This window comes from Ruegeria sp. CK3 (genome assembly GCF_056536565.1).
The window spans coordinates 1-21,661 of the sequence record NZ_JBQFPV010000014.1; the positions used below are offsets into that span (position 1 = coordinate 1).

The 21,661-nt window shown below is 52.4% G+C and carries 20 protein-coding genes and 1 pseudogene; 6 read left to right on the forward strand and 15 right to left on the reverse strand.

From position 1 onward, the window contains the following. Positions 1-337: 337 nt before the first annotated feature. From ACR0C3_RS20075 to ACR0C3_RS20090, 4 genes are read right to left on the reverse strand one after another with little or no spacing between them, the layout of a single operon-like run. Entirely contained in the window at positions 338-1,099 is a 762-nt protein-coding gene (locus tag ACR0C3_RS20075; protein WP_170660777.1) for an ABC transporter permease, read from the reverse strand. Between the two features lie 2 nt (positions 1,100-1,101). Beyond that, complete coding sequence (locus tag ACR0C3_RS20080) at positions 1,102-1,842, reverse strand: ABC transporter permease (RefSeq protein ID WP_480760170.1); 741 nt, start codon at positions 1,840-1,842, stop codon at positions 1,102-1,104. Positions 1,843-1,851: 9 nt separating this feature from the next. After that, positions 1,852-2,616 (reverse strand): transporter substrate-binding domain-containing protein, encoded by a 765-nt coding sequence (locus ACR0C3_RS20085; protein ID WP_170380295.1) that lies wholly within the window; start codon positions 2,614-2,616, stop codon positions 1,852-1,854. Positions 2,617-2,654: 38 nt separating this feature from the next. Continuing rightward, entirely contained in the window at positions 2,655-3,452 is a 798-nt protein-coding gene (locus tag ACR0C3_RS20090; protein ID WP_425085476.1) for an ABC transporter ATP-binding protein, read from the reverse strand. Positions 3,453-3,503: 51 nt separating this feature from the next. Here ACR0C3_RS20090 and ACR0C3_RS20095 point away from each other — a divergent pair, with 51 nt between their 5' ends. From ACR0C3_RS20095 to ACR0C3_RS20110, 4 genes are read left to right on the forward strand one after another with little or no spacing between them, the layout of a single operon-like run. Beyond that, positions 3,504-4,193 (forward strand): TetR/AcrR family transcriptional regulator, encoded by a 690-nt coding sequence (locus ACR0C3_RS20095; RefSeq protein WP_480760298.1) that lies wholly within the window; start codon positions 3,504-3,506, stop codon positions 4,191-4,193. Next, on the forward strand, positions 4,190-5,374 hold the full coding sequence (locus ACR0C3_RS20100) for a pyridoxal phosphate-dependent aminotransferase (protein ID WP_480760172.1): 1,185 nt from the start codon (positions 4,190-4,192) through the stop codon (positions 5,372-5,374). The genes ACR0C3_RS20095 and ACR0C3_RS20100 overlap by 4 nt, the downstream gene beginning before the upstream one ends. Continuing rightward, positions 5,371-6,975, forward strand: coding sequence for a 5-guanidino-2-oxopentanoate decarboxylase (locus ACR0C3_RS20105; protein ID WP_480760174.1), 1,605 nt, complete (start codon positions 5,371-5,373; stop codon positions 6,973-6,975). The genes ACR0C3_RS20100 and ACR0C3_RS20105 overlap by 4 nt, the downstream gene beginning before the upstream one ends. Before the next feature lie 3 nt (positions 6,976-6,978). Then, positions 6,979-7,761 (forward strand): arginine deiminase family protein, encoded by a 783-nt coding sequence (locus ACR0C3_RS20110; RefSeq protein ID WP_480760176.1) that lies wholly within the window; start codon positions 6,979-6,981, stop codon positions 7,759-7,761. Between the two features lie 467 nt (positions 7,762-8,228). On the opposite strand, the pseudogene ACR0C3_RS20115 reads toward ACR0C3_RS20110, so the two are convergent. From ACR0C3_RS20115 to ACR0C3_RS20165, 11 genes and pseudogenes are all read right to left on the reverse strand, one after another. Further along, a pseudogene (locus ACR0C3_RS20115) lies at positions 8,229-8,471 on the reverse strand (IS6 family transposase); the annotation flags it as partial. A 131-nt stretch (positions 8,472-8,602) separates the two neighbouring features. Then, the gene (locus ACR0C3_RS20120) at positions 8,603-9,163 is read right to left on the reverse strand and encodes a D-glycero-alpha-D-manno-heptose-1,7-bisphosphate 7-phosphatase (protein ID WP_480760177.1); all 561 of its coding nucleotides are present in this window, start codon (positions 9,161-9,163) and stop codon (positions 8,603-8,605) included. A gap of 3 nt (positions 9,164-9,166) precedes the next feature. After that, the gene (locus ACR0C3_RS20125) at positions 9,167-10,105 is read right to left on the reverse strand and encodes an NAD-dependent epimerase/dehydratase family protein (protein ID WP_480760178.1); all 939 of its coding nucleotides are present in this window, start codon (positions 10,103-10,105) and stop codon (positions 9,167-9,169) included. Between the two features lie 23 nt (positions 10,106-10,128). Then, positions 10,129-10,713 carry a D-sedoheptulose 7-phosphate isomerase gene (locus ACR0C3_RS20130; RefSeq protein ID WP_480760180.1) on the reverse strand — a complete coding sequence of 195 codons (585 nt, stop codon included), beginning with the start codon at positions 10,711-10,713 and terminating at the stop codon, positions 10,129-10,131. A gap of 69 nt (positions 10,714-10,782) precedes the next feature. Further along, on the reverse strand, positions 10,783-11,499 hold the full coding sequence (locus ACR0C3_RS20135; protein WP_480760181.1) for a sugar phosphate nucleotidyltransferase: 717 nt from the start codon (positions 11,497-11,499) through the stop codon (positions 10,783-10,785). Beyond that, positions 11,499-12,668: a DegT/DnrJ/EryC1/StrS family aminotransferase gene (locus tag ACR0C3_RS20140; protein ID WP_480760182.1), complete on the reverse strand. Its 1,170-nt coding sequence runs from the start codon at positions 12,666-12,668 to the stop codon at positions 11,499-11,501. Before ACR0C3_RS20140 ends, ACR0C3_RS20135 begins: the two co-directional genes overlap by 1 nt. Positions 12,669-12,714: 46 nt before the next feature. After that, complete coding sequence (locus ACR0C3_RS20145) at positions 12,715-13,674, reverse strand: transketolase family protein (RefSeq protein WP_480760184.1); 960 nt, start codon at positions 13,672-13,674, stop codon at positions 12,715-12,717. Continuing rightward, entirely contained in the window at positions 13,671-14,501 is an 831-nt protein-coding gene (locus tag ACR0C3_RS20150; protein ID WP_480526260.1) for a transketolase, read from the reverse strand. Before ACR0C3_RS20150 ends, ACR0C3_RS20145 begins: the two co-directional genes overlap by 4 nt. A gap of 15 nt (positions 14,502-14,516) precedes the next feature. Beyond that, entirely contained in the window at positions 14,517-15,512 is a 996-nt protein-coding gene (locus ACR0C3_RS20155; RefSeq protein ID WP_170692589.1) for a GHMP family kinase ATP-binding protein, read from the reverse strand. Continuing rightward, the gene (locus ACR0C3_RS20160; protein WP_480760185.1) at positions 15,513-17,039 is read right to left on the reverse strand and encodes a B12-binding domain-containing radical SAM protein; all 1,527 of its coding nucleotides are present in this window, start codon (positions 17,037-17,039) and stop codon (positions 15,513-15,515) included. 41 nt (positions 17,040-17,080) lie between these two features. Next, a complete protein-coding gene (locus tag ACR0C3_RS20165) occupies positions 17,081-18,280 on the reverse strand; it encodes a glycosyltransferase family protein (protein ID WP_480760187.1) in 1,200 nt (399 codons plus the stop codon). A gap of 226 nt (positions 18,281-18,506) precedes the next feature. On the opposite strand from ACR0C3_RS20165, the gene fcl reads away from it, so the two are divergent. Then, the gene (gene fcl / locus ACR0C3_RS20170) at positions 18,507-19,472 is read left to right on the forward strand and encodes a GDP-L-fucose synthase (protein ID WP_480760188.1); all 966 of its coding nucleotides are present in this window, start codon (positions 18,507-18,509) and stop codon (positions 19,470-19,472) included. Between the two features lie 900 nt (positions 19,473-20,372). Next, positions 20,373-21,503, forward strand: a complete 1,131-nt coding sequence (locus ACR0C3_RS20175; RefSeq protein ID WP_480760189.1) for a hypothetical protein — start codon at positions 20,373-20,375, stop codon at positions 21,501-21,503. Positions 21,504-21,661 lie beyond the last annotated feature (158 nt).

Consider the following 21,661-nt stretch of genomic DNA (forward strand, 5'->3'; position numbering starts at 1 on the left):
TTCAGCAGCGGCAACGCTCGTCGGAATCGAAGTGTCGCATATGATCGGCAAGGGTCAAATCATGCCCGGACTCTGCCCAATTCAACAGTTCGCTGAGCCCGCCACCTGATTTACAAGCGATTGCTAAAACAACTCAACCCGCTCAAATCTGTGCAACAAGACAGCCATCGCAAGCTTTGAACGCGGAGTTGAATCGCGAGCGTGGCAACAGCGTGAAGACCGTGGCCAAAAGGCGACGGCCCGGACTCTTGGGGATAGATAGATGGGGCCGAAAAAGCCGAGGTCGAATGCTCTAAGCAACTGTACCTATCGACCGTACGTAGGCATTGCCAACGCCTCAAACTCCCTCAAATCGTCGGAAGGCCAAGGCAATTAAGCCGGCGATGGCCATGTAAACCAATGCAAGCAACAGCAGGGGCTCGTAGACCACGAATGTGTCTGCTCGAACCCGGGACGAAACCGCATATATCTCGACCACTGTGATCGTTGCTACGAGTGGCGTTGCTTTGAGCTGCAAGATGGTTTCTCCGCCCAAGGTAGGCAGAACATTGCGTACGGCTTGGGGTAGCCAGATCCGGCGGAACATTGTGAAACGTGGCATCCCGAAAGACTTTGCAGCCTCCAACTGGCCTTTTGCCACGCCTGAAAACGCGCCACGCATGACCTCGCCCTCATATCCCGCAAAGGAGAGCGTCAGCGCTAGGACGGCGTAGGGCCAAGCCTGACGCAGGTAGGGCCAAAGCTCAGACGACCGTATCCAGGGAAACTGCGGAAATAACGAACCAAGCCCGTAGTATAGCAACCAGATCTGCAAAAGCAGCGGTGTGCCTCGAATTATCGTACAGAACACGCGGGCGGGCGTTGCCAAGTACCATGGGCCCACCGCCTGCGCCAATCCCAGAGGCACAGCCATTAGAAAGCCGAGTACAGTTGTGACCACCAAGAGCCAGATTGTGGTCCAGAGACCTTGCAACGCCAAAGGGGCATATTTTGGAATCCAATCCCAACGCAGCGAGAACGCACACCAGATCACCAATGCTGCAAATAGCAACATCATGACGATACGGTGCGGTTGCATAAGAGCTTTTACAGTGATCATGCCTAGCCACCCTTCAACGAAGGTTGACCACGCCGCGCCCATTTCTCAATGCGCGCAAAAACGACCCCTGAGAAAAGGGTCACCATCAGGTATAAGAAACCTGCAGCCAAAAAGAAGGTGAAGTAGGCGCGGGTACTGCTGGCCGCCTGTCGTGTTTCCAGCGTCAACTCACTGAACCCGACGACAGCGAGCAAGGCCGTGTCCTTGGTGGCGATAAGCCAAAGATTGGCCAGCCCGGGCACCGCAAATCCCATCATTGCTGGTATGGTCACCCGACGCATGATCATGAAAGCGGGCATTCCATAGGACTTCGCCGCCTCGATCTGCCCGACGGGCACCGCTTTTATCGCGCCTCGCAGAACCTCGGTAGCATAGGCCCCTTGTACAACGCCCAGAACCCAAATACCGGCAGCTACACCGTTGATCTCAACCCGACCGCCTCCGACCGCCTCAGAGATCTTGTTGATGATATCACTGCCGACATAATAGAGGATCAGGATCAGCACCAGTTCAGGCACTGCCCGGATCACAGTCGTATAGATGGCAAGAAGGTCACGCGTGACCTTCCCGCCGTAGAGTTTTCCGTAGGCCCCGAACAGCCCGATAACCAGCCCCATTCCAAATGCGCCGAAGGCGATTTGCAGGGAGTTGGCAAGCCCGCGTAACAGGTTGCCACCCCAACTAGACAGCGACAGCAACTCTATGCTGGTGCCAAGGCCCAGTGTCTCTAACAGTCCGGTCACAGCAACGCCCTAGTAGATGCTGGTGGTGAAATAACCCGAGGTGATTTTCTCGTGGGTCCCATCGGCAAGGATCGCTGCGATCCCTTTGTTGAGCGCTTCAAGAAGTTCGGTGTCGCCCTTACGCACACCTGCACCGACGCCACGGCCCAAGATTGCCGGATCATCCGCGACAGCGCCTTTGATCTCGCAACAGCTGCCATTGTCCGAATTCACAAAATCAGCCATGGCAATACTGTCCGCCTGAGTAGCATCGATGCGACCCGCGAAAAGGTCTTGGTTGGCCTCATCCTGAGTCTGATAGACTTTCAGCTCTGAATCCTTGAAGTACTCCTGCGCATAGGCCTGGTGGATGGTCGAGGCTTGGATCCCGATGATCTTGCCAGCAAGGGACTCTGCGGTGGGTTCGATGTCCATCGACTTGTCCGCCACAATCACTGCGGGTGTGTTGTAATACGCATCACTGAAGTCGATGGTTTTCAGACGCTCTTCGGTGATCGACATCGACGCCATGATCGCGTCGATCTGCTGGCCGGTCAGCGACGGAATGATTCCGTCCCAGGCGACAGGGGTGATTACACAGTCAAGCTCGGCTGCGGCGCAGACGGCATTGATCACCTCGATCTCCCATCCGACCCAATTGCCCGAGCTGTCGGGTGACGCAAATGGGGGATAGGGTTCGGCGGCGATACCGATCTTAACTTGTTCAGCTGCGGCCGCGCCTGCAGTTAGAACGGCTGCGGCTGTTGCTGCAGTCAGAAGTGCTTTCAATTTCATTAGGAGTCTCCCGGTTGGTTTTATTTGATGTTTTGATGCTATCCGACTGATCTGAGGAATTGCTTCAGTCGTTCTGATTGTGGATTTCCAAAGAGGTCGGCAGGTGGTCCCTGCTCTTCAATGCGCCCCTGGTAGAGGTAGACGACATGGTTCGCCACTTCACGCGCGAACTTCATCTCATGAGTAACCAATAACATGGTTCGCCCTTCGGCAGCCAGATCACGGATCACCGTCAGCACTTCGCCCACGAGTTCCGGATCCAGTGCGGATGTTGGCTCGTCAAAGAGCATGGCTGAAGGATCAACCGCCAATGCCCGAGCAATAGCGGCCCTCTGCTGTTGGCCCCCGGATAAATATGCTGGGAAGGTGTCCTCTTTGCCGCCCAGGCCAACCCTGACCAGCAATTCGCGCGCGCGTTCGATCGCCTCGGGTTTGGGCACCTTCAACACATGTACCGGAACTTCGATTACATTCTCAAGAAGAGTGCGGTGGGTCCACAGGTTGAATTGCTGGAACACCATCGCCAGCTTTGTCCGAATGCGCTCTATCTGCTTTTGGCTGGCCGGGCTGCCATCCGCCCGCATGGCCACTTCCTCGCCTCCGATTACGATTTTGCCGGAGGTCGGTGTTTCAAGGAAATTGATGCATCGCAGCATGGTCGACTTGCCAGACCCCGAGCCACCAATGATCGCTACGACATCGCCCTGATGTGCAGTGAGGTCTACGCCTTTTAGCACCTCGAGATTTCCAAAAGACTTATGCAAGTCTTCAACGCGGATCGCCTCTCGGCGCGTATCCGGTCGTTCAGCGACTGCGTCAGCGGCGGCTGTGTCCATTTTTCTTTGACCCCAACTTTCTGATTGCAGTAAGCCGTGAGCATAGTAATTATGCAAGTGTATAATTACGGCATCCGCAAAAAAGGACCAATCGTGAGCGAAGACCGCAAGAAATTTAAGCGTGAGTCGGCCGAAGCCAGACAGCACGCACTGATTCTCGCGACGCTTGATTTGGTGGCGGAGCAGGGCGTCCGCGGCGCCACAGTGCGGGGAATCGCAGACCGCGCAGATGTGACGCAGGGGCTCATCCGTCATTATTTCAACTCCAAGGAGGAGTTGATCGTCGCGGCGTATGAGCACCACATGAACTCGATGACAGATCAGACATTCGCACCCGCGAGCCAAGTCGAAGCCAGCGCCCAAGCCAAGTTGGCAGCTTTCGTGAAGGCGTCGTTGACGCCCCCGGTTGTCGACCCCCGTGCTATCGCTCTTTGGGCCAGTTTTTTGAACAAAGTTCAGCAGGACCAGCAAATGAAGGCGACCCACGAACGAACATACGGCTATTTTCGGGACCAGCTTGAAGGGTTGATCGCGGCCTCGCTGAAAGAAGCGAACCGCTCGGCATCGCCTGCCCAATTGCGGCAGCTGGCTATCGCTTGCAACGCGGTGATCGACGGTCTGTGGCTGGAAGGCGGTGCGTTGCCCGATGCCTTTGAGCAGGGTGAACTGGTTGAAATCGGGCTGCAATCCGTTTCCGCCATTATCGATTTAGATCTAACGCAGGAGAGCGAGCCCCTATGAGGTTGACAGCAATTACTGACCGGCTGGCCGGATTGGGTGGCGGCAAGTGGGAAGTACACTTGAAGGCGCGCGCCATGGTTGAGGCAGGCGCCGATCTGGTGGAAATGACAATCGGCGAGCCGGACGTGCCAACGCCTCCAGAGCTATGCGACGCCGCTGCCTTGGCCTTGCAGTCTGGCCGTACCGGGTATTCCAACGGCCGGGGAGAGGCCGGGCTTTGCGCAGCCTTGGCAGAGTCGTACTCCAAAAGCCGCGGCCGGCATTATTTGCCCGAGAACATTCTTTGTTTTCCCGGCACGCAGACCGCGCTTTATACAGTGATGCAAGGCGTCGCCGAAGCAGGTTCCGAAGTGTTGGTTGGTGACCCGATGTATGCCACGTATGAGGGCGTGATCCGCGCATCAGGAGCCGAACCCGTACCGGTGCCGCTCCGCCCAGAAAACGGTTTTCGGTTGCAGGCCGAAGACATCGCCGCGCGCATCACCCCGCGCAGCCGCGCTATACTTCTGACGACTCCGCATAATCCGACAGGCGCGATCCTGACCGCTGAAGATGTACGGAAAATTGGCGAACTTGCGATCAAGCACGACCTCTGGATCATCTCGGACGAAGTGTACGAGCATCTAGTGTTTGAAGGAGCAGAATTTGTCTCTCCGTTGTCTGTCCCGGACTTGGTCGATAGGGTCATCGCGGTGTCGTCGATTTCAAAATCTCACGCAGCCCCTGGATTTCGCAGCGGTTGGTGCGTAGGCCCAGCCGCGTTCTGTACTGCGTTACTACCGGTCTCGGAAACGATGTTGTTTGGCAACCAGCCCTTTATCGCAGACATGACGGAAAAAGCTGTGCGAGACGGATCTTCGGTCGCCGCTGGTATGGCTTCCCGTTTTGCAGCCCGCGCTGATGGTCTGGCACGCCGCCTTCATAGTGAAACGCCTCTGACCGTCCACCAACCGGAAGCGGGCATGTTTGCGTTAGTCAACGTGTCGGGCATTGGAATGGATGGTGACGCCTATGCTTGGGATCTTTTGGAGCATGGCGTTTCAGTGATGCCGGGCTCGGCCTTTGGTGAAAGCCTCAAGGACTGGGTTCGGGTCGCCCTCACCATCGACGACAGCCAATTCGCGACCGCGCTAGAGCGTATCGTTGCCCACGCAAACCTCAGCAAACGGAATGTTGCATGACCAACCAAACAGTGGGCGAGGCACTGGTCGCCGAGTTGAAGCAACGAGGCGTGTCTTGCGTGTTCGGTATTCCCGGTGTGCACACAGTTGAGCTTTACCGCGGTCTTGCGGCCTCGGGCATTCGGCATGTCACCCCAAGGCACGAGCAAGGCGCAGGTTTTATGGCTGACGGCTATGCGCGTGTTTCAGGCAAGCCGGGCGTTGCATTTGTCATAACAGGACCCGGCCTGACAAATACGCTGACACCGATGGCGCAGGCCCGGGCGGATTCCGTTCCGATGCTGGTGGTTTCCGGCGTCAACGAGAAGAGCACGCTCAACAGGGGTCTTGGACACTTGCATGAACTGCCCGACCAACATGCTCTGGCCAAAACTGTAGCGCTGGTGTCCGAACATGTAGACCAGCCCGGTGATCTGAGTGCTGCATTGGATCGCACGTTTGCCCCTTATTCCGCTGGACGACCGGGTCCTACCCATATCCAAATTCCGCTGGATGTGGCGGGACTGGTCGCTGAAAGCGCCCTGACTTCGGAAGATCATCCCCATCAGGCCCTGGACAGTGACTTGGTTCAACAAGCTGTAGACCGGCTGTCGGCCGCGCGAAAAGTCGTCATCTTGGCGGGGGGCGGAGCGAAAACGATCGGGGAAGGTCTTCAAACTCTGGCAGAGCGCCTCGATGCGCCTGTCGTACAAACCGTAAATGCGCGCGGTATGATGCATGGGCACCCACTGACTGTTCCCGCTAGTCCAAGCTTGAAAACCGTCAGGGCATTGATCGAAGAAGCCGATTGCGTCCTCGCTTTGGGGACCGAGTTGGGCCCAACGGACTATGACATGTATGCCACCGGAGATATGGCCTCTATGTCAGGGCTCATACGAGTGGATATTTGCCCGGATCAATTGACCCGTCACGAAGCCGCAATAGCCATAGAGGGTCGCACCGGTCAGGTTGTTTCGTCCTTGCTGTCGGCATTGCCCGGAAAATCCAACCGACGAGATGGAAAGGATCGCGCTGAAAGAACCCGCGCTGCGGCGTTTGAAGAGATAGGTTCGGACTACCGCGCTCAAGTCGGGATTCTCGCGGCCATGCGCGCCGCAGTCCCGAATGCGCTCATGATCGGAGATTCCACTCAGCCGATTTATGCGGGCAATCTATACTATGATCATGACCGTCCCGGTGGTTGGTTCAATGCGGCCACCGGATACGGGGCTCTTGGCTATGGTATTCCGGCCGCCATCGGTGCCGCGATTGCCGACCCGGAGGCGTCCGTGATTTGCATCGCCGGAGACGGAGGTGCCCAATTCTCACTGCCCGAGATCATGGCCGCAGTGGACCAAAACCTCCACATTACCTTTGTTCTTTGGAACAATCATGGCTATGGCGAAATCGCCACGTCAATGGAGGGCGTGGGGGTCGAGGTGATCGGTTGCGACCCAACCCCACCTGACTTTGCGGCCACTGCTGCCTCGTTTGGCATCCCATATAAACGCGTTCGCCAAGACCCAACATCTATTGCCGCTGCACTGGCAGACGCCGACGCCCAAAACGGCCCCTCGATTCTGGAAATTGATATTGCCGGGCGCCGTCCGGATCAGGAGTGACTCATGCGAAACCCGACCTTTGAATTTACCCGTGCCATAACGCGCAAGCCTGCCTCGACCATTGCAGACGGCCTGCGCGCCGAGGATATCGGCAATCCCAGCCTAGAGGGTATGCTGGCTGCGCATTCGGCCTATGTCAGCGCGCTGCGCAGCACCGGAGCAGAAATTATCGAGCTTGACCCGCTGGAAGCGTACCCAGACGCCCAGTTCGTCGAGGATACTGCGCTGTGCCTGCCGCAAGGTGCTATCTTGATGCGCCCTGGCGCGCGCTCCCGCCTGGGTGAGGTGGCAGAAATTTCGTCGACGATCCGTGCCTGCTACGACGACGTCCGCGAGATCAAAGGCCCCGGCCATGTCGAAGGAGGTGATATCCTGGTAACCGGAAAGGAAATCCTCGTCGGCCGCTCGGATCGAACCGATGCTGCAGGCGTGGCCGAACTGGCAGAAATCGCCAATGAGTGGGGCCATGCTTTGCGCGAGGTGTTTACGCCTGAAGGCGTGTTGCATTTCAAGACCGATTGTTCGCTGATGGATGCCGAAACCATCCTTTCAACCAAGCGCTTGGATGTGTCCGGGTGTTTTGAAGGCTACCGGGTTCTGCATGTTGCCGACGGTGAAGAAGCGGCCGCCAATGCAATACGTTTCAACAATCTGGTGCTCATGGCGGCCGGTTTCCCGCGCACTGCAGATGTTTTGGACAAAGCTGGGTATGAGGTCATCCAGATCGACAATACCGATTGCGCCAAGTTGGATGGCGGCATGTCATGCCTTTCTCTGAGGTTTTGATGGCAAAAAAGCGTTCGGGCATAGCGAGGGAGTTCGCTCAGGTCAGAGCACAATGGACCCGCTTTCTGTTGTAGGTTCAGGACCATTGGTTTTTTGCCGGCTAACATGATTCACGTTTCGATAAATGATTGTCCGCATGCCTGATCTTTTCGGGTTGAGCGACGTACAGATGGCGCGCCTTGAAACTTTCTTTCCAAAGTTACATCGCAAGCCCGGTGTCGAGGATCGACGGGTGTTTAGAGGGATTGTCTTCCACAATCGCAAAGGTTTGCATTGGTGAGATGCATTCAGGGAGCAGTGTCCGCAAAAGACGCTATAAAACCGCTGGAAGCGATGAGCGACAAAGGCATTTTTTGCACGGATGATGACCAATCGGGATTCTGTTGCGAATTTTTGGCTGTATGACAACAATGCGCTGTGGCAGCCGATCTGTTCCTACGGTTTGAAAGAATATAATCGAACGGTTAGCCGTGTATGTCGACGGATCAGTAGAGGTAAACCCACGCGTCTCTCACCTTTATGTAGGTCTCGTCTATCCATCATGAGCTGTCACACGACCCCTCGCGCGTGCGTCATACTTCGGCAATTGCACTAGTGTATTTTGTTACCCGGCGGTTCAGCGTCGTGTGATGTACCGCGATGCCACGCTCAGCCTCAAGATCACGATATGACACACCATATAGAAAGTAGAAGAATACAACGAACAGGATTACGTCCTTGGGGTACTGCGCGCCTGCAAATTAGATCAGGGTCTGACTTTAAACATGATATTTTCGATAGTTATTCACCCGCTTGGGGCGAGCGCGTCAATTGCCGATAACTTGCAACAGAGCCCTATCCGCTAAGTGAACGGCAACTTTGATAGCTCCGTTTCGATCGACCTATGCCTATCAAAAAACTTTGTTGCTGTCGGGATCTGGACTCTATCAGGAGTTAGCATGAACCTATTCGGAATGCCGGCGCGATGAGCTGCGATCATATCGCTTTCACTGTCTCCCACGAACACGCTCTGCGACAGACTGAGAGATAAATCTTCCGCAGCCTGTAAGATCATGCCTGGGTTTGGTTTTCGGCAAAAGCAATCACGCTTGTATCGCCCTATTCCATGTTCAGGGTGGTGAGGACAGAAGTAAACGGCGTCAATGTTCGCTCCACGCTTGAGAAACACGCCGCGCATCCACGCCATGTAGCCTTCAAAAACCTCCTCCGAGTAGTACCCGCGCCCAATTCCAGCTTGATTGGTAGCCACAACAACAGCGTAACCCAGGTGGTTCGCACACTTTACAAGTTCGAAAATTCCATCAATGAAATCCGTATCTTCGGCCTTGTGTACATACCCGTGGTTTACGTTGACCACCCCGTCACGATCCAAGAAAAGGGCTGGGCGCGATGAGCCCGTCATGACCTAGACGTTCCCAAACCCTGATTTGCTGATCATACGCAAACCTTTTACAAGCTCTCCCAATCCTGCATCCAAAGACACCTCAGGCTTAAATCCCGAAGCTTCAATTTTTTCGTTTGAAACTATGTAGTTTCGTTGATCCGGGTCTTTGCCGACTTCGGCTTCGATGAATACAAAGTCAGGCACATGCTTTTTGATGCGTTCGCACAATTCCCACTTGGAGACATTGGCGTTCGACAGACCAACGTTGAAGATTTCGCCCTTCATCGCATCGAAATTGGCAATTCCGTGTTGGAATACTTGGCTCACATCCCGCACATGAACATAGTTTCGTTTGAAGTGACTTTCAAAAAGAACGATAAAACGGTCGTTTAGCGCACGATATGCAAAATCGTTGACCAAGAGGTCGAGCCGCATCCTCGGCGACATACCAAAAACAGTCGCAAGCCGGAAACTGATCGCATTTGGATGATCCATAAGGCGTTTTTCGATTTCGACTTTGTCGATCGCGTATTTCGAAATCGGCCGCAGTGGACTATCTTCGGTGCAGTAGTTGTTCTCGTCACCGGTTCCGTAGGCACTGTTGGTTGTCGGCATCAATATCCGCTGATCTTTTGATGCAAGTTGGAGCATCAGGTTTATCGCGTCGACGTTAACACTTTGGGCGCCAATTGGATCACGTTTGCACAGGGGGGCCCCCACGTAAGCCGCTAGTGGAATGATTACGTCGGCCTTTTTGATCAATGGGGCGACTGTTTCTTCAAGACGAATATCACCCTTAACGATATCAAAATCAGGATAACGGCATGCGTGATTTAGGCTGGATTGCCCAAACATGAAATTATCCAGAACAGTCACTTTATGGCCTTTTGCCAGAAGCTCTGGCACCAAGGTCGAACCAATGTACCCGGCACCGCCGGTAACTAGGATATTGTGTGTCACAGTTAGTTTCCCTTATCTCGTCTCTACGGCCCAAAGAGCTCTTGTTCAACGCATTGGCACAAGGAATGAGCAAGAACAATATGCATCTCCTGGATGCGTGCAGTATCACGGCTCGGCACGATTAATGAGTGGTCTGCCAATTCTTTTGCGACGCCACCGTCACCACCCAAAAACGCAATAGTGGCGATGCCGATTTCACGCGCCGCCTTCAGAGCTTGGATGATGTTTGGGGATGTACCCGACGTCGTTATAGCCAGAAGAACATCATTTTTTTGCGCTTTACCGAGCAATTGGCGCGCAAACAATTGTTCAAACCCGTAGTCATTTCCAATGGCAGTCAGAATAGAGCTGTCTGTAGTCATCGCTTCTGCCGGAAGTGGTGCCCGGTCCCGAGCAAGTTTACTGACAAACTCTGCCGCCAGATGCTGTGCATCTGCGGCCGAACCACCGTTCCCAGCGATGTATAAGCGTCCACCCACCTTGTATCGTGCCACAAGGACCTTCGCGGCGGTCTCAAACTCGGCAAGTTGGCCAAGGTCCGCGACGTACGCAGTTTTAATTTCTGCCGAGGCCGTTGCATTCGTCTTTAGGATGTCTGAATAGCTCATAGTTTTCTGGTCTCGCCCTTCAACAAAAGCCAATATACTCCTGCACTCAAGTTTTCGCGGATTGGATGCCTAGTGATCATCTGACACGTCCGGTAGGAACGTCTGAGCATACTCAAAATCCTTTGGTACGCCGATATCGATGAATCTGCCTTTTTGTTCGAGCCCGAATAGTCGAGCCTTGTTCTGTAAAAGGCTCGGAAATATCTCGGACTCCAGAGAAACCGGTTGCGTAACCGGAAAGAAGGGTTCCAAAACCGCGGTTTCGATTAAATATACGCCACCGTTTACAAGAAAACTGGAATGCTTTGGGGCGCTTCCGAACGCGGATACCCGATCGTCTTCACTCAACTCAATCGCCATGTAGCGCGCTGAGTCATCCGAACGAAAAACAGAAAATGTGACGGAAGCATTGTTTTGCTCGTGCACACCTTCAAGTCTAGGCAGATCGACGTCAAAATATGTATCGCCATTGAGCAGCAGAAACCGCTGCTGATCTTGAGGTGCACTCAGTAGAACTCCTCCGCCGGTACCCATCAAACTTGGTTCGACATTGTAGGTGATTTCCGCACCTTCAAATTGCGAGCCATAGCGTTCCTGGATCATTTCGTGTTTGTAGCCGACGGACAAAACAAAGTGATCGATACCTTTTAGTCGCCAATGGCTCAGCAGTCGGTCAAGAAACGGTCGGCCGCGAATGGGCGCAAGTGGCTTTGGAACGCCCGGCACGGCGGAACGCAATCGCGTGCCAAGCCCTCCTGCCAAAACAACTGCTGTGCGAACAGGCATCAGTTTACTGCATTCAATACATCACAAATTTGGTCTACCTCTGCGAGGCTCAGATCCGGGAAGTTCCCAATATAGAAGCCAAAGAAGTGGACATGTTCAACTTCAGGATAATCCCGATAATCACCGATATCCAAGTTCTGAAGATAAGGCTGACGCATCTGGTTTCCACCGCCGGCACTGCCACGACGGAACTCGATGCCTGCATTTCGCATGGCTTCCATCAAACGTCCGGCCAGGTCCATATCCGCCTGTTTCAAGACCAGATTGAACGCATAGTTGGAGGAACCTTCCACAGCGAAATCAGTTCGGTAGAGGTTTGGATCAATGCGCTCCAGAAAGTGCAGAAAATTCTTGGTTCTGCGCGCATTGTTCGCATCCAACCGCTTCAGCTGCGAGCGCCCCAAAATGCCGCCCAACTCATTGTTGCGAGCATTGTAAGCCGGAACGGCGAAAATGAAGTCAGGGTTGAGTTCCGGATTGTCAGCTACGTATCGCGCTTTCATGTCTGGATCTGTCAGTTCGCGTACCATCCCGTGGGAGCGGAACATCCTTGCAGCCTGATATGTCTCGGGATCGTTGGTGCACACCATTCCGCCTTCGATCGTGCTCATGTGATGTGCATAATAAAAGGAAAAATTGGACATCCACCCAAAAGAGCCGAGAAGCTGTCCGTTGTGTCGTGCCCCGTGGCTTTCACAAACATCTTCGATCAACGGAATTCCGCGTGCTTCCAACTCTTGCAGAACGGTGTCATCCAATCCGCTGAAACCTTGGCAATGAGTCACGAATACTGCGCGGGTCTCATCAGTTATTTTGTCCAGTGTCTGCTTTGGATCCATTGAAAGGGTTCGTGGATCGATATCCACGAAAACGGGTTTGAACCCATGAGCCAATACGGCCGAAACATCTGAAACCCAGGTTAGAGGCGGCAATAGCACCTTGCCGCCCTCAGGGTGGCGCTGCTTCAGAATTGCCAGGCTGATCATGTTTGCCGAAGACCCGGAGTTCACAAAGACTGAGTATTTGACGCCTAGCCACTCCGACCACTCTTTTTCGAACTCCCGGCAGTTTTCCCCATTGGTCAGAATGGGATCATCTCCCTTAAGGTGCTCAATGACCGCATCCAGATCTTCGCGGGAGAAATTGTTGCGCATCAGTGGGAATTTCATGTTTTTCTCTCTCGATATGTGCAGTTGTCTGGATCGGCAGGTCGTATTAGCAGGCCGTCAAAAAGCCGTTTATCTGGTTGAGGACGGCGTGTTCACCTATACCGACCTCTTCATGCAATTCTTGACGCGTGCCAAGCTCAAATCTGTAGCCGCCGGTAACGCCCAGATTGAGATGTGGTTTGCCAGGTAAATTTTCGCGCAGGATATCTGCTATCAACGCGTCCAAACCGCCACGCGCGCGAAAGCCTTCTTCAAGTGTGGTGACGCTTTTCGCAGGCTCTAGGATTTCCTTCAACGCCGACACGTCCAAGCCAGAAAAATCGACCAGGTCGATCAAGCCCACGGACCGCCCTTGCTCTCTTAGGTTTTGCGCCACCTTTTGGGCCGTGTGGACCATATATCCGGTTGCAACCAAAACGATGTCGGTGCCTTCCTCCAGGACCCTGAACCCTTTAGTTGGATCATAGGGTCTTTCCGCATCCACGACTGGCAGAACCTGCGCATCCAGCCGTAGGTATTTTATTCCGTTTCCTTGAATACACCTATCAAACAAAGCGGCAGAACTTGTGTGATCCGCAGGGGATAAAACCTGCATGTTCGGCATCGCCCGCATGACGGTTAGGTCTTCATAGCATTGGTGAGTGGGACCAGACACTACGTAACTATAACCTGCACCCACACCGATTAGATTGACGTTCATGGGCCTGACTTCACTCAGCAGTGCAAGGCTGACACGTACCTGTTCCAGGCAGCGCATGGTGATGAAAGGTGCAATTGCGTAAGAAAACACCTTGAACCCTTCTAGCGCGAGCCCTGCCGTAACATTGATAAGGTTCTGTTCAGCGACACCAACATTCATAAAGCGTGTTGGATGGTCAGCTCGGATCTTGTCTAGAACTGGTGAGCCAAAATCTGCAGTTACAAAGTAGATGTCATCTTGCGTGCCCATGGCTTGCCAGATGCGTTCGAGCAGTGCATCCCGCATAGCCCTCGGTTTCTCGGTCATTTTGCTTTTCCCAGAAGAGAGTCAACCGTTTCAGGCTTTGGGTTTAGAATATGGCTGAGGGGTTCACCCTCCAGCCCCGGTACTCCGCGTCCCTTAATCGTGTGCGCTATGAGCGCTTTGGGTTTGCCCGATTTTTGCGACTTCTTTTTGATAAGTGCTTTGCGAAGGGCGATCACATCATGCCCATCAACTTCATCAACATCGAAATCGAACGCAGAAAGCCTTGGGTTCAAGTTTGCCATGGACAAGATGTTGTCGGTGAAATCCAACATTGAGGTGGCATTGTTGTCGACAATCAGCGTCAGGTTGTCCAAGCCATGTTGCGATGCAAGCATGATCGCTTCCCAGTTGGCGCCTTCGTGAAGTTCCCCGTCTCCGCACACTACAAACACGTCCCGCTGGACAGCCTTGCTTTTTAGTGCCAACGCCATTCCGGTCGCCACACCCAGCCCATGTCCCAAAGAACCGTTCATGGTTTCGTATCCCGGGATAACCGGATCCGGGATTCCGCCCAAAATTCCACCAGCCCGACAAACGCGATCAAGCTCATCCTTAGGAAAGAAGCCCAGATCTGCCAGGATCGGATACATGCAGATCGAACCATGGCCTTTTGAAATCACGCACCGATCACGCTCCGGGTGAAGTGGCTCGTCAGGAGCAAACCGCAATACACCCCCATAGTAGAGAGCGACAAAGATCTCGATAGAAGACAGGGACGATGCAAGGCGTACCTCAGGAGCGCCCCGAAACACTCCCAGGGTCTCTCGCCACACCCAATCAGCTTTGTCCACAAGGGCATTGTCACCTAAGGATAGACTGTTTGCCATAAGGTCTCCTGTCCGTCAAAAGCCTTTGGGTTGATAAACCACGACTTTGCTGCCGGTGTTGTCGAAACGGAATTGCACGGGCACAAAGTCTCGTAGGCGATCTTTAATTGCCGCGTGGTGTTGCGGTTGAGCGAAGACCAGTAAAAAACCTCCGCCGCCTGCACCAAGGATTTTACCTCCGATCGCACCAGCATCGTGAGCGGCTTCCATCGCGGTATCGATATCCTCGGTAGATACTCTGTCCGACAACTCGCGCTTCAACAGCCAGCTATCATGCAACAAGTTCCCGAATTCCTCTATTGGAGTCGAGTCTGATGCGAGTATTTGGATGGCCTCATCAACCATTTCGCGCATGCGGAACAAACTGTCCTGCTTCTTTTTGAGGTTCGCAATCTTAGACTTTGCGATGTCGGCAGCAATTCGAGATTTGCCTGTGTAAAACAAGATCAAATGATCATTCAGGCTTGCCAAACGCTCTGGCGGAGCGATCAAGGGTGCGACTGTCAGGCTGTCATCCCGGTGAAACTCGATCTTGTTGAAGCCCCCAAAAGCAGCTGTTGTCTGATCCTGAGCCCCCACTGCTTCCTTAATGACGTTTTGCTCTACATGAATCGCACTTTCAGCCAGTTCTTGTTTGGAACTGTACCGACCTTCCAAAGCACGCAGGGCGTGTATCAAACCAACTGTAAACGAAGAACTGGAGCCCAGCCCGGACCGCGCCGGCAAGTCACCGTCATGGTGTATTTCGAGTCCTTCGTTAACCCCTGCCCATGCCAAAACTTCGCGTACTGCAGGATGCGCAATTTCGCTGATTTCCCGCACGTTTTCGATGGCCGAGTAAACGATCCGAAATCGGTGGTCAAAAAAGGGAGGCAAATGACGGCAAGAGATGTAACAGTACTTGTCAATCGCAGTTGCAAGAACCGCACCGCCGTGCTCGCGGTACCAAGCGGGATAGTCCGTGCCTCCTCCGAAAAAGGAAATTCTAAAAGGCGTGCGCGTGATGATCATTTAGTCCCCCAAAAGCTTACGTTTCAGGCGCACTTTGGACATTTCCTCGACGTTCTGACGCTCCTGCTTGCCAAAACTCTCTTCGACTAACGCGAGGTACTTGGGATTGGTGAAATAGGTCTGCCATGCCTCGTCCCGAAACCGCAGCACATCTGCAGAAGACAAGGTCTTTGTCGGCAGAGGCTTCGATTCGTACGATAGAAATGCAAACTCTTCCGCAGTTGTCGGAAGATCTTCACCACGTTTAACTGCATTAGTATACATAGGCGATCCTGGCAGTGCCTGACAGGGGTACATGTTTGCCATTTCTGTATTCAGCTCGAGCGCTAGATCCAGCGTCTGCTGCATAGTTTCAAGCGTATCGTCTGGAAAACCGAATATGTAGTTTGAGATTATCTTGATGTCCGCTTCGCGCACGGTATCACATATCTCTCGAATGTTTACATCTCGGAAGCTACCTTTTGAAACCTCCTGCCGGACATCCTGATTTCCAGCTTCAATGCCAAGCGCCAGCCAATTGATTCCCGCTTTCTTGAACAAAGCGAGCTGGTCTTCGCGGACAGTATCGACCCGTGAGTAGGCCCACATATTCAGGTCGAGACCTCGGTCGATGATCCCTTCCAGCAAAGGTTTGTAGTACTTGCGATTCAGGAAAAACATCTCATCGCTGATGCGTAGAGTCTGAACTCCCATTTCCGCCAGTTTTTCCATTTCCTGCAGAACCCAATCCGGGCTCCAGAACCGCATTCCCTTGCTGTCGGCTGCGCTGATAAAATCATCGTTGTTGTTGCGGTTGACAATGTTGATCATGCAAAAATCGCAAGCAAACTGGCATCCCAAAGATGTGTAGATCGCGGCAAAGGGTGTGCGTTTTGCATGGTCGAAATCAGCATGCCAAAAATGGGCGCGGTACAGATCCAACGGCTTTTTGTCATACGGCAAAAGATCCCAGGCATAGCCTGGCAAGTCGCTGTCCATAAGGGCGAGCGGAACCACACGCTGTGGGGCATTCAAAACCAAGTTCGCTTCGCCGCCGGGACCACGTTCCTTGTATCCAATGCCCTTGATCGTCGCCAAATCGCTGGACAAGTTGCTGTCAGACAATTCGTGCAACGCATACACACCTTCGTTCAGCAGAACGATATCGACACAATCCTTGGCCAGAACCTCTTTTGGGAGCGCTGACACGTGCGAACCCACAAAACAGATTTTTGTGTCAATTGCTGCCTCTCGTACCGCATCGGCCAGCGCGTAGGCACCGATCATTCCTGTAGTCCCGGAGTTGGGATTTTGCCCATAAACAACCATTACGACCAGGCGCGCTTTGCTGTCTGCGATGCGTTGAGTGGCAGCGTCGATATCCAGACGCTCTGCGTCAACATCAAGAATACCGACATCTTTCCCGCGGGACCGGCATGATTGAGCTAGTAGCAAAGCCCAGGTCGGGGGTTCAATCGCAGCGAAAGTTTTTGCGAGATCCTGATACGCCTTGGCTGCGGAGCTTGGGTTTACAAAAAGAACGTCCATTGAAGCTACCTGCCGAATTTGTTTCCACTTACTGGCATGAATTAGAATTTCGATTCAATCGAAAACCGAAGTCTTTGCAGCTTCTTGCCAAAGTTCTCTTTAATGACATTGACGGTCCACGAAAAAGCGACTGAACATATTGTGGGCACAGTGATGATTTCACTTTCTGGCGCGACATTGTGCATACGGCGGCGGAACGACTTCACCTCACTTACCACAAGTCCAAAGTGTCGGGTTCTGTACTTGGACAGCCTGCCAAGTAATGACGCCAATTGATATGACTTAGGCAAAAGTAACTCGTTTTCTCGCCTTTTTGCATGTGCCAGCTTCTCTGTTATTTCGCGCATTTGCTCAGAGTCCTCAAACTTGGCGCAAGCCAGCTGCAAACGCAAAGCATGCTCTTGGCGTAGGTTTTCGTTGGCTTGGTACTTTCTGATCAATGCTACCAGTTCTTGGGTTGTCCTGAACATCGGTACCTCACCATCCGGAAACAGCAATTCCAGTGCAGGTGTGTACTCGGACACACACAGTGTTCCGCATAATCCAGCTTCTATCACGCGGCCCTTGAACTGTAACAAATACGGTGCACCGCTTTGGTCAACGGGTGAGCCTGACTTTGCAAAGTTTAGGACGATTTTTGAACGTCCGATCAGCTTAGTCAGATCCTCGTAGCTCAGAAACCCATCTTCGCGGGACGTCATGTCCACATGCAGATCTGCTTTGACCAGAGCATCGACAAAGGATTGGCGATCTGCCTTCGTGATATGCCCAAAATGAAATAGGTTATAGTTGCGGTCCAATTGACGATCGAAAAGCAACGTCTTGCTCGCCTCCAACGCCAAAAAACAGCTTGGGATGTCGCGCTCTAGGTATTTTAGAACAGAAACGGGATCTGAACTAAGTACAAAGTCGCATGCTGAAGCGGTAACCCGATTGAAATCGTGCTGAACAAGGTCGTCAAACGTAACCATGACTCGAAGGCGTGCTGCTGTTGCGCTTTCGCGTATCAACGAGGCGTCAACGGCCCGGTCGAAGTCAACGTCAAAAAAAACGATCTCGCAGTTGTGTTCACGAATGTTTCGCTGAATCTCACCAACGACCTTATTTGTTCCTCCTGCCGTGAAGAGAGGGTGCGTTTCCAGAAAGTGCGTGTCGTAAGAGACATTCAACTTCCGAATGAAATGGTCGTGACGGATCCCTTGTGCGGATGCGACCAAAAGAATTGACGGTTTCTTGGCCATATGCGCTCCCGCTGGATGCAATTTAGACACTGCGTTCAGCCAATAGATTTAATGGCCCAACACGCGTTGTAAGCCAAGCGCGTATCATCTTTTTGGGCTTTGTTGTCAACCTGAGGCGTTGTCGCGCCCGTTGTTTAAAAGTTGTGAAGTGCGAATCCGACTGAGTATTGATTTGAGTTGTTTCTGACTGTAGAGCCAGCAGTGTTTCACAGCAAAAGGTATCGCAATGACCAAGGTTTTTGTTGCCGGTCATCGGGGGATGGTTGGCTCTGCGATCGTCCGAAAATTGCAGACAACCGGAGAGTGTGAGCTTGTCACTCGAAACCGCGACCAGTTGGATTTGACGGACCAATCAGCTGTTCGTGCGTTCATGCAAAAAGAGCGTCCCGACCATGTTATTCTGGCTGCTGCAAAGGTAGGCGGGATACATGCGAACAACACGTATCCTGCCAACTTTATCTACGAAAACCTGATGATTGAATGCAACATTATACATCAGGCATTTGATGCAGGCGTGCAGCGTTTGTTACAACTAGGATCAAGTTGCATCTATCCCCGCCTGGCCGACCAGCCTATGTCAGAAGAGGCGCTGCTGACCGGTACTCTGGAGCCTACCAACGAGCCCTATGCCGTTGCAAAAATTTCCGGAATTAAACTTTGTGAAAGTTACAACAGGCAATATGGCGTGGACTACCGCTCTGTAATGCCGACCAACCTTTACGGACCAGGTGACAATTTTCACCCTGAAAACAGCCACGTACTGCCCGCCTTGATCCGCCGCTTTCACGAGGCAAAAATGCAAGGGGCTGAACGTGTTACCATTTGGGGTAGCGGTCGTCCCAAACGCGAGTTTTTGCACGTGGATGATATGGCAGACGCAAGTTTATTCGTTCTGAACTTAGATACTGCAAAATACAAAGCGAACACTTCTCCGATGCTAAGCCATGTGAACGTTGGTTGTGGTGAGGACATCAGCATTTTAGACGTAGCCAAACTCGTCGCTGAAGTAGTTGGATTTGACGGTCAAATTGATACAGATCCGACAAAACCCGACGGTGCTCCTAGAAAGTTGCTGAACGTCCAAAGACTGAAGGCGATGGGTTGGGAAGCGCAGATCTCGCTCGAAGATGGTCTGAAGGATGCCTACTCGTGGTTCCTCAAGCATCATGTGAATTCGACTGAAAAGGACTGACCCATAGACAGCGAGTGCTCTGCCCTGCCGCCGATCCGCGGATCTGCCATCGATGTGAAGACGTTGTGACAGGGTCTTTGGGCGGATCGGCTATCAGAGGGCGATGAGATTCGACAACGGCGGCAAATTTTTCTCTCGCGAATTCGATCTTTAAGCCTATACCAATGGGTTCTGTTGCGAAGTTTCTTGCTGAGTGCGAGTGGGTTCTATTGAAGTCTTGTGACCCTTGACCTTCGTAGCTTTAGCGCCTGTATGGCGACCGGCTAAATCCAGTTGAAAGCCATCCGCCCGCAGCATCTGCCCTCGTCAATGGCCAAAAGTTTACGAAAGATCCTGAAATACTAGGCGTCGGTACACTAGGATCAACTTGTAGGCGCGGGGGTCAAGGATCGATAGTCTCAAAAGTGACTGCATCCCCAAAGGCGAAAGGGAAGGGCCTTCCGGGTGAACCCGCGATGAACGAGAGCTGCATACCAGTTAGTTGCGTTGTCTAAATCCAGCAACAGCTCGATATTCAACTAAGACCGGAAGTTCGCTCAGTGACCCTTTGCCCTACTGAACCAAATTCAGGGTGAAACAGGGAATAAGATCCCGTGTTTGTTCGATTTACCGTAACTGAAGGTTTCCTTATGCTTTTACAACTATTTCGACGCTACAATTTTTCGATCTATTCCGAAACCTAGACTGATCATGCCTTCAGTCAGCGGAACTTCGCAATTCTGATGCAGTCGCGCAAAATTTGTTCCGGTGAAAGTTGTTCAAAACATTTCCCTAATTTATTTTAGAACCAATACATCTTCCAGTCACCACTCGGCGCCTTCTTGAGAACATCTTGAACGCAGCTTAACATCCTAACCAACAATATGTTTGAACAAATTTGATCATTAAGGGTGGGAATATATGCTGTTTGGGTCAAGGCGCTTTAACGTGTTGCTTGTTTCATTTGTTTTTCTTGTGTCGATAGCGCTTTTATTGCGGCGTCTAATTTATTTGACCAAAGCTGGTGGTGGCGAGTTTCAGCACGCGGATTGGTTGGTGAACTTTTCAAGTGGTATCGTTCGACGGGGCATTTCGGGTGAGTTCTTTCTGAAACTTTCCGAACTGTCGAATGTCAGTCCCTTGGTGTTGGTAAGCCTGGTACAAGCGGCTTTGACAATTCTGATAATTGTGGTGCTTTTCTGCAAAGGCCTTTCACTAAAAATGCCGGATGTGGTTGTGATCCTTTTGGTCAGCCCGGCACTCGTATTATTCTGGGTCAACGATACTACGTCTGCGTATCGCAAAGAGCTGATTGGTTTAGCCGCGTTCCTTCCATTTCTATTTGCCAGAAGTAGCGGCTTTATCGGAAGTATGACCGCCTTAATTCTCTATGGCGTATCTGTCTTTTTTCATGAAGGAAATCTAGTCTTGGCTCCGGGCTTGAGCGTCGCGTTTTATTTGCGTCACGGAAAACAAGCGTCGCTTGGTTCGATTGCATGCCTATGCTTAATCTCGCTGACAGCAGCCGTGTTCTCCACAGTTTATGTCAGCGTTCCGGATACCGACGCTATGTGCTCACGTCTGTTGGACGCCGGGCTGTCGGACCGGTTGTGCGGCGGGATATTTCCATGGCTTGTAGACGGATTTGGAGGTACGACCTCGGCGGTTAAGATCATAGTGCTGGATCGAGTGAATGTTCCCGTCGTAGTGTTGATGACTTTACTGTTAATGTTGCCTTGTTTGTGGGCAGCGACCCGGGTGTTAAGTGGCGGCTTTGAATGGAGTCTGTTTCTGCTAAGTGCTTGCACTCCATTTCTGCTTTATCCGATCGCCACTGACTGGAGCCGTTGGTTGTCGATGCAGGTATTTGTAATGACGTTTTTACTTTTGATCCTTGCAGAGACCCGGGATGGCCTGAAACTTCCAATGCACAAGTTGCCCTATGCTTTGGTTTTGTGTTTTTGCTTATTGATCGGGATCAACCAGATCGCGCCTGAACCAATTGAAGGCTTTGCCTTTAATTTCGTTCATGCCCTGTTGGTTGTACTGTGATGGGGATTTGCTTTGAAATACGGGTTGTAGCGGTAGTTGCTTTTTTTGTGGACTTAGCATTGGACTGCGTGACGGCCTAACGAAGTTTGCGCGGTCTTTGCATTACCGCTGCTCAAGTTGGTATTGTTACGAGTTTTGGAACCCAATCATCCCTAGAA